Here is a 12,716-nt window from a genome sequence, read left to right as displayed (position 1 = left end):
CAATCGCGAATTTGACAAGCGCGTAACCGATCCTTACTAAGCCGCTCCACATGCCCAGGTGGCGGAATTGGTAGACGCGCTGGCTTCAGGTGCCAGTGGCTTAACGGCCGTGAAGGTTCGAGTCCTTTCCTGGGCACCACCCCTTTTTAAGCGATTGAAATCGCTCACATGCCGCGGATTTGGGCCGCGGCTCGATCGCCGGTGGGGCGGTCCAGAGTTTCCAGCCATGCGCGGTTCGACTATGTAGCCTGCCCGGCGATTACCACCGTGCCATTTGAGCGTTGTGAGCAAGCAGTGGTTAGCTGTTGGGCCGAAGCACGTCGAAGACGCGCGCCATTCCGTAGATCATCAGTGACCAAAGCACAGGCTGACCGCGAGAAGCAGTGGCCGGTTCAGACGTGGCTTGTCCCGAAAATTCGACCTAGCGGAACTCGCCAAATTGTACTATGTTTCGGTAAACTATATCATAGGATGACTATGGGCCCCTTTGCCGCATCCGTGCTGGCGACAGCATTAGCCATAGCCGGACTTTCATCGTCCGTTGCAGCTCAGCCTCTCGAGGATCACGTACGGGTGACGCTGGTGGGTACTGGCGGCCCTGAGATCAATCCAACTCGATACGGATATTCGACGCTCATCGAAGCTGGCGGACAACGCCTGCTTTTCGATGCCGGAAGAGGTGTCGTGCAAAGGCTCTACGAGTCTCGCGTCAATCCCCGCGACGTCACGAAGATCTTCCTGACGCATCTCCACAACGATCATATTGAGGGATTGCCGACGTTATGGATCACGCCATGGTTTCTTCTCGCGCGCGACAAGCCGCTGGAAGTTTGGGGGCCGCCGGGCACGATGAAAATGATCGCCGGGATGCGTGCAATGTTCAGCGATGTTGAGAAACGGGGAGGCGTCAATGGCTTCAACAAAATCGAATACATGGATGTGAAAACGACTGAGATCAAAGACGGACCGGTTTACGACTACGGCGGACTGAAAGTCAGTGCCTTTAAAGTGTCGCACGGAGACGGTGATCCGGCGGTCGGTTACAAGATTGAGTATGGCAAACGCGTCGTCGTTCTGTCGGGAGACACGGTCTACAGTCCCAATGTCGTGGCTGCGGCAAAAGGTGCCGATCTGTTAGTCCACAATGTTGTTGGATTCAGCGATGCCTGGGTGGCGCGTCCAGGAGCCGAAAAGCACCGAGCTGCGGTCGCGTCGAAACTCGCATCACCTGAACAGGTGGCCCGTGCATTCTCCGAATCGAAGCCGCGCCTCGCCGTCATTTCACATATTGTGAAAAAGGATCTCTCGGGCAAGGCGGGTGACGAGGTCATCGTGAAGCAGATCCGCCAGGACGGCTACACCGGACCGATGCTAATGGGGGAAGATCGAACCGTCATCGACATCGACGACAAAGATATCAAGGTTATTCCGCCCCGTCCGACCGAAAACCTCCCAGACCTCGACAACAAGAACGTCAAGCTGGATGAAATTCCTTAGACGGTACGACGAAAGCGCCGGCTCGCGATCTCGCTCGCGGGACAGCTTGCACTGATTCATCAGTGTCAAGCGTGACCATGCACGCTGGATGTCATGATAGCGGGTCGCGATCGTTCGCTCATTTTCCAACCCTTAGACGAGACGGACGCAACCTCGTTCGATCCAAATCGAGTGCATATAGCTCGGTTTCTCGACCGCCTCGCCGACTTCGAGCTCGACCAAATGCCCGCTGAGACCGGCAACCGGAAAAATGTCGGTCGAGACACCTCGTGAATAGTGCCCGCGTCGCGTCATCCGGCAGCACTTTCGGAATCGCCACGACTTCGACTCTGTCTCCGATTTTCATTCCAAAGTCTCACACCACCCGCCGGCCCGCCCGCCGGGCGATCGGCCGCTGCACAAAATACATCGCGATCATCGAGATCATCGAGCTCGCTATGACGACGTAGCCGATCCGGTCGAAATGCAGCAGCGAGCCGTCCGCATTCTCGGCGACGATCGCGGCGGCAGCCACCGAGCCCAAGCCGCCTGACAATTGCTGCACCGATGCGCTGATGGCGCTGAACGAGCCGCGCTGGCTGGCGTCGGGGATGGCCGACATCAGCGCCTGCGACGGGATCATGCGCGAGAAGATGCCGACGAACATCAGCACATTGACGATGATCGCGGTCAGCAGCGAGACGTGGCCGAGATGGGTGTAGATCAGCACCATGATGGCCGACACCACGCAGCCGAAGATGAAGGTCGGATATTTGCCGAACGCATCGCTGGCGCGGCCGACCAGCGGCCCCATCAGGATGCTGAACAGGCCGGAGACCAGATAGATCGTCGGCAGATGAACGATGTCGATGCCGAGATTGTGCACCGTGAAGGCGCTGCCGAACGGCATCAGCATGAAGCCGCCGGTCGCCAGCAGCGTCGTCACCAGGAAGGCCAGCGTGTAGCGCGGCTGCGCGACGGTCGAGATCAGATGCTGGAACGGATTGCGGTCATGCTGCAGCTTGAGGTGCCCGTCGACCGGCTCCATGAGAAGCGCGATGGTGGCAATCGCCGCGATCGAGAGGCCGACGATGGCGACGAAGCAGATGTGCCAGTTCCAGTGATTGGCGAGGAAAAGTCCGGCGGGCACGCCGAGCACCTGGCTCGCGGCGAATGCGGTCTGGATGAAGCCCATCACCCGGCCGCGCAGATGCAGCGGAAACAGGTCGGTGACGATGGCGAGCACGACGGAGCCGATCACACCGCCGAACAGGCCGGTGACGATGCGGCCGAGCAGCAGCACGTGGAAATTCTGCGCCAGTGCGCACAGCACGGTGCCGAGCGTGAAGCCGACATAGAAGAACAGCAGAAGCCGCTTGCGGTCGAAGCGATCGGCAAAGCCGGCGGCGAGGATGCCGGAAGTGCCGGCCGCGAAGGCGTAGGCCGAGACCGCGACGCCGAACTGCCCGGCTGTGATGTTGAGCGACGGCATCAGGATGGCGCCAAGCGGCGACATGATGATGAAGTCGAGGATCAGGGTGAATTGCGTGAATGCAAGCAGCGCGATCAGGAGCGCTTGATAACGCGAGAAGCCGCGTTCCTGCGGTTCGTCGATCGGCGCGGCAATGGTCTGTTCCGACATGAGGCTCATTTCACTGAAGGGTAAGTCCGGGCTGGCAACAAATAGGGAGCGCCTGGTCCGATTTCACGGGGCTGCAGATCACAAGTTCCAGCGGAATCGGCTCGGTCAGCGGCCAATCGCGCGAGCCAATCTGTGCCCGGACGGCTTCGCGAGAGGTGAAGCGCGCACCGGGTTGTGGCCGGGGAGGCCTGCAACGCGGGCGCTCTGTACATCACGGACATGAAAGCGTATGCACGCAAAGGATGTGAATCGAAGCAATGCAGCTAAAGGTTCCGTCTGTGGCGATCCAGCAACAGATCGTCACAAATCGTCTCAAGCTTGAACGGAGCGGATCAGCCGACGCTGAGAGCGGGGCAGGGGGCCACGGGTGGCGTGAGGCCGGGGGTCGGGTTCGCGCCGAGGTTGGAGAAGGGCATGGTGTCATCGCGGCTCGCGACGATCCTGTCGTGCACTTTGGGTGGCGGCTATCTTCTATCGGTCTCGCAGGCGTCTGCTGCCTGCGACAGTCTCGCACCAGTGAGCGGTCAGACGGTGACCTGCTCGACCGCCGCGCCAAATCCCTCGCCCGCAGGTGTGCAGGCTGCAGCCGGCAGCTCGAACGTCACCGTGAACGTGCTGCCGGGCGCCGGTATCACGCCGGGCGCTGGCGCAACCGCGATCGGCCTTGTCTCCCGCAGTACCGCCACCAACAACGGCACGCTGACCGTCAGCGGCGGCGGCACGGGAATCTTCGGCAGCGGCGACGGCAACGTCTTCACCAACGGTACGTCGGGCCTGATCACGACCACAGGCGCCGGCAGCAATGCGATCGCCGCCAGCAGCAGCGGCAACACGCTGATCAACAACGGCACGATCACGACGCAGAACGGCACTTCGCGCGGGCTTGCCATCATTGGCCTGACGCCGAACGGCAGCAACACGCTGATCAATACCGGGACCATCACGACTCAGGGACCGCAATCGTATGGCCTCTACGTCCAGACCGGCGACAACAACACATTCGTGAACAGCGGAACGATCACGACCTCCGGCGCGCAGGCTCGCGCGATCTTCTCTGCCGGACAGTTCGCCAACATCACCAATACCGGCACCTTGCTGACGACCGGCAGCACGCTGGCCGGGGTGGCGAACAACACCGTCTTTATGCAGGGCAACGCCAATGTGCTGACCAACAGCGGCACCATCGAAGCGCGCGGTGCCGGTTCCGATGCCGTGTTTTCCAACACCGCGGGATCATCCTTCACGGCGACGATCCAGAATCTCGCCGGCGGCAGGATCATCAGCCAGAATGGGCCCGCGATCCGCACGCTCAACGGCGCCACCACCATCGTCAATGCCGGCCTGATCGCCGGCAATAGCGGCATGGCGCTCGCGGGCGGCGGCGGTGCGGTGACCATGATCCTGCAGACCGGCTCGCAGATATCAGGCCTTGCCGATGGCGGCGGCGGCAACAACCAGGTGCGGCTGCAGGGCAGCGGCACGGTCGACAATGCGTTCGCGCGATTCCAGACGCTGACGATGGAAGGCTCTGACTGGACCTGGGCCGGCACCGGCACCTTCGCCAACACCTTCATCAACAGCGGCTCGCTGACCTTGCAAACCTCGCTCACCGGCAATGTCTCGATCGCTGCGGGTACCAGCCTGCTGGCCGGCAACGGCGCCAACCCGTCGATCACGTCGTTTCCGGGCGGGCCGCCGGTCACCGTCACCAACGCCGGCGTCATCAACCTCACCAATGGCGGCGCCACCGCAGCGAACAGCCTGACGATAGCGGGCAACTATGTCGGCAGCGGCGGCGGCCTTTTTCTGCGCAGCGTGCTCGGTGGCGACGGTTCGCCGTCGGATCGGCTCGTCATCTCCGGCGGCACTGCGTCGGGCTCGACCGCGGTGAACCTCAGCAATGCCGGCGGCGCCGGCGGGCTGACCACCTCTGATGGCATCATGGTGGTGCAAGCCGTCAACGGCGGCAGCACGGCGCCGGGTGCATTCGGCCTCTCAAGCGCCGTCGTTGCCGGCGCGCACGAATATCTGCTGTTTCGCGGCGGCGTCTCCGCGGGCAGCGGCGACAATTGGTACCTGCGCTCGCAGCTGTTGCCCGGCACATCGCCGCCTGCGCCACCGGCAGCGCTCGGCGGGGGCGTGACGCCATCAGGGCTGCCGGCAGAGGATCTGTCGTCGCTGACGCCGCCGCCGGCAGGCGCTGCGCCGGTCGAGCTCTACCGCGAGGAAGTCGCGGTCTATTCGGCGTTGCCGCAAGTCGCGCAGAAGCTCGGGCTCGCGACGCTCGGCACCTTCCATCAGCGCCAGGGCGATCAGGCCTTGCTGACGGGTGGCGGCGAACAGCCGGCGGCGTGGGCGCGCGCGTACGGCTCGCACAGCACGCAGAGCTGGGCCGGCACGGTCAGCCCCTCCTTCGACGGCACCATGGCGGGCGTGCAGGTCGGCGTCGACATCCTGCGCTTTGAGTCCGCTCCCGGGCATCATGATCGCGCGGGCTTGTTCTATGCGTATGGCTGGGCCAGCGGCAGCATCAACGGCTTCGCGCTCGGCATGAACAACGTCCGCACCGGCACGCTCTCGATCGACAGCCAGAATGTCGGCGGCTACTGGACCCATATCGGCCCCTCAGGCTGGTACGTCGACGCCGTGCTGATGGGCAGCTTCTATGGTGCAAGCCCGCGGTCGGATCGTCAGGTCGGCGCGCTCGTGTCGGGCACCGGCGTTGCGGCGTCGCTGGAAACCGGCGCGCCGCTACAGCTGAACCGCTTCCTCGCGATCGAGCCGCAGGCGCAGCTGATCTGGCAGCGCCAGTCGTTCGACAGCTTCAACGACATCTTCTCGAGCGTCGCGCCCGGCAGCGCCGATACGCTGACCGGCCGGCTCGGCGTGCGCGTTCCCGCGACCTTCATTGTCGGCACCGCCGAACTGCGCCCCTATCTCGAGGCCAATCTCTGGCACACCGCCGCGAACGACCGCAGCATCGCCTTCGCAACGACCGACTTGATCGGCGTGCAAAGCCGCGGCACCGCGGTCGAGATCGGCGCCGGCGTTACCGCGCAGCTCAATCGCACGATCAGCGCCTATGCCAGCGCGGGTTACACGACGTCGGTGGACAGCCTCCGTCGCGACGACATCACCGGCCGGTTCGGGCTGCGCGTCAGCTGGCAATAATGGTGCGCTTGCGTGGGCGCTCTGGAGTGCCCAAGCCATTGTCTCCGCTGCACAATGGCGCTAAACCCGGAACCATCTGTGCGTGCACAATGAGGTTCGCGTTGCCGGTGCTCCGCCCTTGATGGGCTCGGATACCGAGATGCAACAAGGCTTGATGCACGCTCGCCTGTCGGGGAATTGAACGATAGCTTGTCCCGAGAGCGATTCGACGAGGTTTTTGACAGCATGACCATCCGCCTGCATCGCGGCGACCTGCCCGATCTCACTCGCTACACCGATTCCGTTGCGATCGACACCGAGACCATGGGACTGCATCCGCATCGCGACCGGCTCTGCGTGGTGCAGATGTCGAACGGCGACGGCACCGCCGACGTGATCCAGATTCCGAAGGGACACACCGACTCGCCGAACCTGAAGGCGCTGCTCGCCAACCCTGCGATCACCAAGATCTTCCATTTCGCCCGGTTCGACGTCGCGGTGCTCTACAACACGTTCGGCGTGATGCCGGCGCCGGTGTATTGCACCAAGATCGCCTCGCGCCTGTCGCGCACCTATACCGACCGTCATGGCCTGAAGGATCTGGTGCGCGAGGTGCTGAACGTCGACTTGTCGAAGCAGCAGCAGTCGAGCGACTGGGGTGCGCAAAGCCTCACCGAAGCCCAGCTCGCCTATGCCGCCTCCGACGTGCTGCACCTGCATGCGCTGCGCGAAAAGTTGAATGTGATGCTGGCGCGCGAGGGACGCACTGATCTCGCCAAAGCCTGCTTCGATTTCCTGCCGACGCGCGCGAGACTCGATCTCGACGGCTGGGAGGCCGAGGACATCTTCGCCCATTCCTGATTTCGTCCGTTCCTGATGGGCGCCGAATTCGTCGCAGTGGGGCCGGTTCCGCCCCGTTTCGGCCAAACTGTTCACGCGTGGTCCGCCTTGAAGTCGGCTTGGGGGGCGCGACGCGAGGTCCGGGCTGCATATTGGGGCGGCTCCGGCTAGAATAGGGGCAATTTCGCGCCTCTGGAGCTCAGGTGAATTCGGTTCAGAATCCAGCCCAGCATCCCAGCTATGTCACGGGCCTCGAGGCGCGCTTTGCCGCCGCCGCGCGGCACAGCCGCATGGTGCGGATCCTGCGCATCGCCGTGCCTGCGGTGGTGGGGCTGTCGATGGCCTCGATCATCTTCGTCTCGGTCTACAATCCATTCCGCGAGATGATCCCCAAGCTGCCGGTCGAGATGGACAACCTCGTGGTGTCAGGCACCAAGATCACGATGGAATCGCCGCATATCGCCGGCTTCTCGGCCGACGGCCGACCCTATGAGATGTGGGCAAAGGCGGCGATCCAGGACGTCACCGATCCTGATCACGTCGAGCTGAAGACGATCCGCGCCAAGGTCGCGCAGCAGGATCAGTCGACGGTGACGATGGATGCGCGCACCGGCTTCTTCGACAACAAGAAGCAGCTGCTCGACCTGCGCCAGGATATCTTCCTGCAGTCGTCCACCGGCTATGAGGCCAAGCTGACGCAGGCCCTCGTCGACATCAACAAGGGCAACGTGTCGTCGGACGAGCATGTCGACGTCAAGCTGCTCCAAGGCACGCTGACTGCCGACCGCCTCAGGATCTACAACAGCGGCGAGCTCGTGCGGTTCGAAGGCAATGTCGTGATGAATCTGGACAAGCTCGGCGACAACAATCCGAGCCCGGCCGCCGAGCCCGCGCCACCTCCGCCGTCACCGAAGCCGCGCAAATCCGCCAACCCGAAATGAATTTGATGATGAAACGTTTTCCGCATGGCATCGCGATCGCGGCCTTTCTGCTTACCTTGTTCGCAGTCGGCGCCGCGTCCGCGCAGGGCTCGATGAGCGGCGTTCCCAACGCCATGCAGGGCTTTTCGCAGAACCGCGACCAGCCGATCCAGATCGAGGCCGCCTCGCTCGAAATGCGCGACAAGAAGAAGGAGGCGACCTTCGCCGGCAATGTGAAGGTCGTGCAGGGCGACACCACCATGACCTCGAAGGTACTGGTGGTGTTCTACGAGGATAAGTCGACCCAGACGCCGGCGCCTGCTCCGGCCGGCACCAAAGGCGTGGCCGCCAAGGGCGCTGCGCCGATACAGTCGGCAACGCCCGGCCCCGGCGGCGCGTCCTCGATCAAGCGGCTGGAGGCGAAGGGCAATGTCGTCGTCACCCAGAAGGATCAGGTCGTCACCGGCGAGACCGCGATCTTCGACACCAAGACCAATCTGATCACCATGCTCGGCGGCGGTGGCGGCCAGGTGGTGCTGACCCAATGCCAGAACGTGCTGCGCGGCGACCGCCTGCTGGTCGACATGACCACCGGCGTCTCGCGGGTGGAATCCGACAGCGGCAAGGTGCAGGGCCTGTTCATGCAGTCGCAGGGCGGACAGAACGGCAAGGGTGGCTGCGGCACGCCGGCGGCCCCCGGCACGGCCCCTGCAGCCCCGTCGCCGCTTCAACTGCTTCCGGGTAGCAAGTCGAAATAGGCTCCGCAAAGTAAGCTTCACGTAAGGTGAAGTAGAATCAATAAGTTAGATAATATTTTGCGACCGCGAGGTTGAAGCGCGCGGGGCGAGACTGTATCTACTCCAGCGGCCCGGCCGGACGATGTGCCTTTGAGGGGAGTTATGTCGGCCGGGACAGGGGCATCCATTCATTCAAGGCGCGGGTGATCGCGCTTTGCCGTGCAAATCGATCGGTCCGCAGGCAAGGTCGCGGGATCACCGTGAAAGGCTGAAGCGAAGCGGGGATGGTGGATTTTCTCGGCATGTTCCGGCGGCGCCCTGCGAAACGCAGTTCCGGATTTGCGCGTGCGCATGACGACATCACGGCGCTCGACGACCAGTTCGGCGAGATGCTGACGTCACCGGTGCGCGACGCGCCGCCGATGGCGCGTGCCGCTCCGGTTCCCGCCGTCGAGCTGCCGCGATCCCAGCCCGTCGCAGCGCCGGCCCCAGCGCGGGCGAGGCCAGCCAGGAACAGCGCCGCCTCTGCGCCGCAACTCATCAAGCGGCCGGGCTACCTGGCTGTGCACAGCGTGGAAAAGAGTTTTGGCAGCCGCCAGGTGGTGCGCGGCGTCAGCATCTATGTGCGCCGCGGCGAGGCGGTCGGCCTGCTCGGACCCAACGGCGCCGGCAAGACCACGGTGTTCTACATGATCACCGGCCTGATCAAGGCGGATCGTGGCGCGATCGAGCTCGACGGCCACGACGTCACCAAGCTGCCGATGTATCAGCGCGCGCGCCTCGGCATCGGCTATCTGCCGCAGGAAGCCTCGATCTTCCGCGGCCTGACGGTCGAGCAGAACATCCGCGCGGTGCTCGAGGTCGTCGAGCCCTCGAAGAAGAAGCGCGAGCACGAACTGGATTCGCTGCTCGACGAATTCAACATCACGCGGCTGCGCAAGAGCCCGTCGATCGCGCTGTCCGGCGGCGAGCGCCGCCGCGTCGAGATTGCGCGCGCGCTGGCGACGCGTCCCAATTACATGCTGCTCGACGAGCCGTTCGCCGGCATCGACCCGATCGCGGTCGGCGACATTCAGGACCTCGTCCGTCATCTGACCAATCGCGGCATCGGCGTGCTCATCACCGACCACAATGTCCGCGAGACGCTCGGCCTGACCGACCGTGCCTATATCGTCTATGCCGGCGAGATCTTGACTGAGGGAAGCCCGGAGGAGATCGTTAACGATCCCGATGTACGCAGGCTTTACCTTGGCGAGGAATTCCGCCTTTAGCCCAAATTTTGCATACGTCAAGCCGTGTACATCCCAAGCGGACTAAGATAAGCAAGAATCGAGCCAATTTTTGGAATCGATCTTGCCTCCATGGCACTGACGCAAAGACTAGAGTTCCGCCAGTCGCAGTCGCTGGTGATGACGCCGCAGCTGATGCAGGCGATCAAGCTGCTGCAACTGTCGAACCTGGATCTGTCGGCCTTTGTCGAGGAAGAGCTGGAGCGCAATCCGCTGCTCGATCGGGCCGCCGACGGGCCGGAACCGCCGGTGGCGGGCGAGCCGGCCATGGAGCGGCCGGACTACGGCGATTCCGACGGTTCCTCGAGCTATGGAGACGACGGCGACGCGTCCGACATGGCCGCAGGCTCGGGCGGCGAGGCTGCCTTTGAGCCGGGCCAGGAGGAATGGCTGAACCGCGACCTCGGCACCCGCGCCGAGATCGAGCAGACGCTCGATACCGGGCTCGACAACGTGTTCTCCGAGGAACCGGCCGAAGCCGCCGCGCGCGCTGCGCAGGACGCAGCTCCGTCGGTCTATACCGAATGGGGCGGTGGCGCCTCCAGCGACGACGAATACAATCTCGAAGCCTTCGTGGCCGCCGAGCTGACGCTTGCCGACCACCTCGCCGAACAGCTCGCGGTGGCGTTCTCGGCGCCGGCGCAGCGCATGATCGGGCAGTATCTGATCGACCTGGTCGACGACGCCGGCTACCTGCCGGCCGATCTCGGCCAGGCCGCCGAGCGGCTCGGTGCCTCGCAGCAGGCGGTCGACGAGGTCGTCGCGGTGTTGCAGAAGTTCGATCCGCCCGGCGTGTGCGCGCGAAACCTCAGCGAGTGCCTGGCGATCCAGCTGCGCGAGCTTGATCGCTACGATCCGGCGATGCAGGCTCTGGTCGAGCATCTCGATCTGCTCGCCAAGCGCGATATCGCGGCCTTGCGAAAGCTGTGCGGTGTCGACGACGAAGACATCACCGACATGATCGCGGAGATCCGCCGGCTCGATCCGAAGCCCGGGCTGAAATTCGGCGCCGCGCGGACGCAGACCATGGTGCCCGACGTCTATGTGCGTCCGGGCCCCGACGGCGGCTGGCATGTCGAGCTCAACAGCGACACTCTGCCGCGCGTCCTGGTCAACCAGACCTATTACTCTGAGCTGTCGAAGACGATCCGCAAGGACGGTGACAAGTCGTACTTCACCGATTGCCTGCAGAACGCGACCTGGCTGGTCCGCGCGCTCGATCAGCGCGCCCGAACCATCCTGAAGGTCGCAACCGAAATCGTCCGCCAGCAGGACGGATTCTTCACCTATGGCGTCGCGCACCTCCGGCCGCTCAATCTGAAGGCGGTGGCGGATGCGATCCAGATGCATGAATCGACCGTGTCGCGTGTCACCGCCAACAAATACATGGCGACCAATCGCGGCAGTTTTGAATTGAAGTATTTTTTCACCGCGTCGATCGCGTCCGCCGACGGCGGCGAGGCGCATTCGGCCGAAGCGGTGCGTCACCACATCAAGCAATTGATCGACGGCGAGGCGCCGTCGGCGATCCTGTCCGACGACACGATCGTGGAACGTTTGCGCGCTTCGGGCATTGATATTGCCCGCCGCACCGTCGCGAAGTACCGCGAGGCGATGCGGATACCATCCTCGGTGCAGCGCCGCCGTGACAAACAGAGCATGCTCGGTAATGCCCTTTCGGCTCCTGCCTCCTCGCCCGACCGCTCGCGCGATACAGCCCCCGTTTAGGTTACTTCTAGAGCATGACCCCGTCCGAGTACGGGCAGGTTCATGCGCTCGTTGCGTTCGCGTCAAATCGCGATAGTCTCAATCTTTCCTGGCGAAGCGTCGTCCAGCAAGGGAGGTGACCGGAAGCCCAGCAAACATCGTGCTCCTGCAAGAGTGATCGAGGCATCCAGCAATTGAGGCATCAAATGACCCTTCGAATCTCGGGAAAGAGCATCAGCATCGGCGAGGCGCTTCGTGCGCGCGTCAGCGAGCGCACTGACGAGGTCCTGCGAAAGTATTTTGATGGCAACTATTCCGGTCACATCACGCTGAGCAAGGATGGCTTCGGCTTCCGCACCGACTGCTCGCTGCATCTGGATTCCGGCATCACACTGGAAGCCGAATCCAACGCCGCCGACGCCTATGCCAGCGCGGACGCCGCGCTCTTGATGATCGAGAAGCGCCTGCGCCGCTACAAGAGCCGGCTCAAGGACCGCTCGGCCCGCAAGACCTACACCGCGAACGCTGCGTTTGCCGAATTGAACGGTGTCGGGCTCGACGCGCCGAGCTACGTCATCGAGGCGCCCGAGAACGAGGATGAGGTCACCGAATACAGCCCCGTGATCATTGCCGAGGCAACCACTGCGCTGAAGCGGCTGTCGGTCAGCGAAGCCGTCATGGAGCTCGATCTGACCGGCGCCTCCTGCCTGGTATTCCAGCATGGCGGCAGTGGCCGGTTGAACATCATATACCGCCGTACGGACGGCAATGTCGGCTGGGTCGATCCGCCGGCGGTGAGCCCCTGAGGATAGTTGGCCCATGGCATTGACGTCCGAAGCCAGCCCTGCTTATGGTCCGCCGCCTCCAGCAATAAGGGGGGCGGAACAGGGTTCGCAGGTGTTGGCACCGCCGATACGTTGGAGTAGAAGCCCTGCCAGTTGGACCCGGGCTAAGC

The 12,716-nt window shown here is 63.4% G+C and carries 9 protein-coding genes and 1 tRNA gene; 9 read left to right on the top strand and 1 reads right to left on the bottom strand.

Annotation, left to right across the window (positions count from 1 at the left end):
• Window positions 1–52 precede the first annotated feature (52 nt).
• Window positions 53–139, top strand: a tRNA-Leu gene (locus tag ACE103_RS42475).
• A gap of 338 nt (window positions 140–477) precedes the next feature.
• Window positions 478–1,497: an MBL fold metallo-hydrolase gene (locus ACE103_RS42470; protein WP_375777777.1), complete on the top strand. Its 1,020-nt coding sequence runs from the start codon at window positions 478–480 to the stop codon at window positions 1,495–1,497.
• Window positions 1,498–1,852: 355 nt separating this feature from the next.
• Here ACE103_RS42470 and ACE103_RS42465 read toward each other — a convergent pair whose 3' ends face one another.
• Window positions 1,853–3,118, bottom strand: coding sequence for an MFS transporter (locus ACE103_RS42465; protein ID WP_375777776.1), 1,266 nt, complete (start codon window positions 3,116–3,118; stop codon window positions 1,853–1,855).
• A 414-nt stretch (window positions 3,119–3,532) separates the two neighbouring features.
• Between ACE103_RS42465 and ACE103_RS42460 the strand changes: the two genes are divergently transcribed.
• From ACE103_RS42460 to hpf, 7 genes are all read left to right on the top strand, one after another.
• Window positions 3,533–6,289, top strand: a complete 2,757-nt coding sequence (locus ACE103_RS42460) for an autotransporter outer membrane beta-barrel domain-containing protein (protein WP_375777775.1) — start codon at window positions 3,533–3,535, stop codon at window positions 6,287–6,289.
• A gap of 225 nt (window positions 6,290–6,514) precedes the next feature.
• Window positions 6,515–7,129 carry a ribonuclease D gene (locus ACE103_RS42455; protein WP_223971494.1) on the top strand — a complete coding sequence of 205 codons (615 nt, stop codon included), beginning with the start codon at window positions 6,515–6,517 and terminating at the stop codon, window positions 7,127–7,129.
• Between the two features lie 182 nt (window positions 7,130–7,311).
• Window positions 7,312–8,049 carry an LPS export ABC transporter periplasmic protein LptC gene (gene lptC / locus ACE103_RS42450; protein WP_223971495.1) on the top strand — a complete coding sequence of 246 codons (738 nt, stop codon included), beginning with the start codon at window positions 7,312–7,314 and terminating at the stop codon, window positions 8,047–8,049.
• 5 nt (window positions 8,050–8,054) lie between these two features.
• A complete protein-coding gene (locus tag ACE103_RS42445; protein ID WP_375777774.1) occupies window positions 8,055–8,786 on the top strand; it encodes an LptA/OstA family protein in 732 nt (243 codons plus the stop codon).
• A gap of 263 nt (window positions 8,787–9,049) precedes the next feature.
• Entirely contained in the window at window positions 9,050–10,036 is a 987-nt protein-coding gene (lptB, locus tag ACE103_RS42440; protein ID WP_375777773.1) for an LPS export ABC transporter ATP-binding protein, read from the top strand.
• Window positions 10,037–10,126: 90 nt separating this feature from the next.
• Window positions 10,127–11,782: an RNA polymerase factor sigma-54 gene (gene rpoN / locus ACE103_RS42435; RefSeq protein ID WP_375777772.1), complete on the top strand. Its 1,656-nt coding sequence runs from the start codon at window positions 10,127–10,129 to the stop codon at window positions 11,780–11,782.
• A 185-nt stretch (window positions 11,783–11,967) separates the two neighbouring features.
• Entirely contained in the window at window positions 11,968–12,567 is a 600-nt protein-coding gene (gene hpf, locus ACE103_RS42430; protein ID WP_176534627.1) for a ribosome hibernation-promoting factor, HPF/YfiA family, read from the top strand.
• Window positions 12,568–12,716 lie beyond the last annotated feature (149 nt).

The sequence above is a fragment of the Bradyrhizobium sp. ma5 genome (assembly GCF_042258955.1).
In the GTDB taxonomy this organism is placed as follows: Bacteria; Pseudomonadota; Alphaproteobacteria; order Rhizobiales; family Xanthobacteraceae; genus Bradyrhizobium.
Note: the sequence above shows the minus strand (reverse complement) of the source record. Positions and strands in the feature narration are given on the sequence as shown.

Coding starts and splice junctions, on each gene's coding strand:
- ACE103_RS42470 (WP_375777777.1), top strand. CDS start 478: ATGGGCCCCTTTGCCGCATCCGTGCTGGCGACAGCATTAGCCATAGCC.
- ACE103_RS42465 (WP_375777776.1), bottom strand. CDS start 3,118: ATGTCGGAACAGACCATTGCCGCGCCGATCGACGAACCGCAGGAACGC.
- ACE103_RS42460 (WP_375777775.1), top strand. CDS start 3,533: ATGGTGTCATCGCGGCTCGCGACGATCCTGTCGTGCACTTTGGGTGGC.
- ACE103_RS42455 (WP_223971494.1), top strand. CDS start 6,515: ATGACCATCCGCCTGCATCGCGGCGACCTGCCCGATCTCACTCGCTAC.
- ACE103_RS42445 (WP_375777774.1), top strand. CDS start 8,055: ATGATGAAACGTTTTCCGCATGGCATCGCGATCGCGGCCTTTCTGCTT.
- lptB (WP_375777773.1), top strand. CDS start 9,050: ATGGTGGATTTTCTCGGCATGTTCCGGCGGCGCCCTGCGAAACGCAGT.
- rpoN (WP_375777772.1), top strand. CDS start 10,127: ATGGCACTGACGCAAAGACTAGAGTTCCGCCAGTCGCAGTCGCTGGTG.
- hpf (WP_176534627.1), top strand. CDS start 11,968: ATGACCCTTCGAATCTCGGGAAAGAGCATCAGCATCGGCGAGGCGCTT.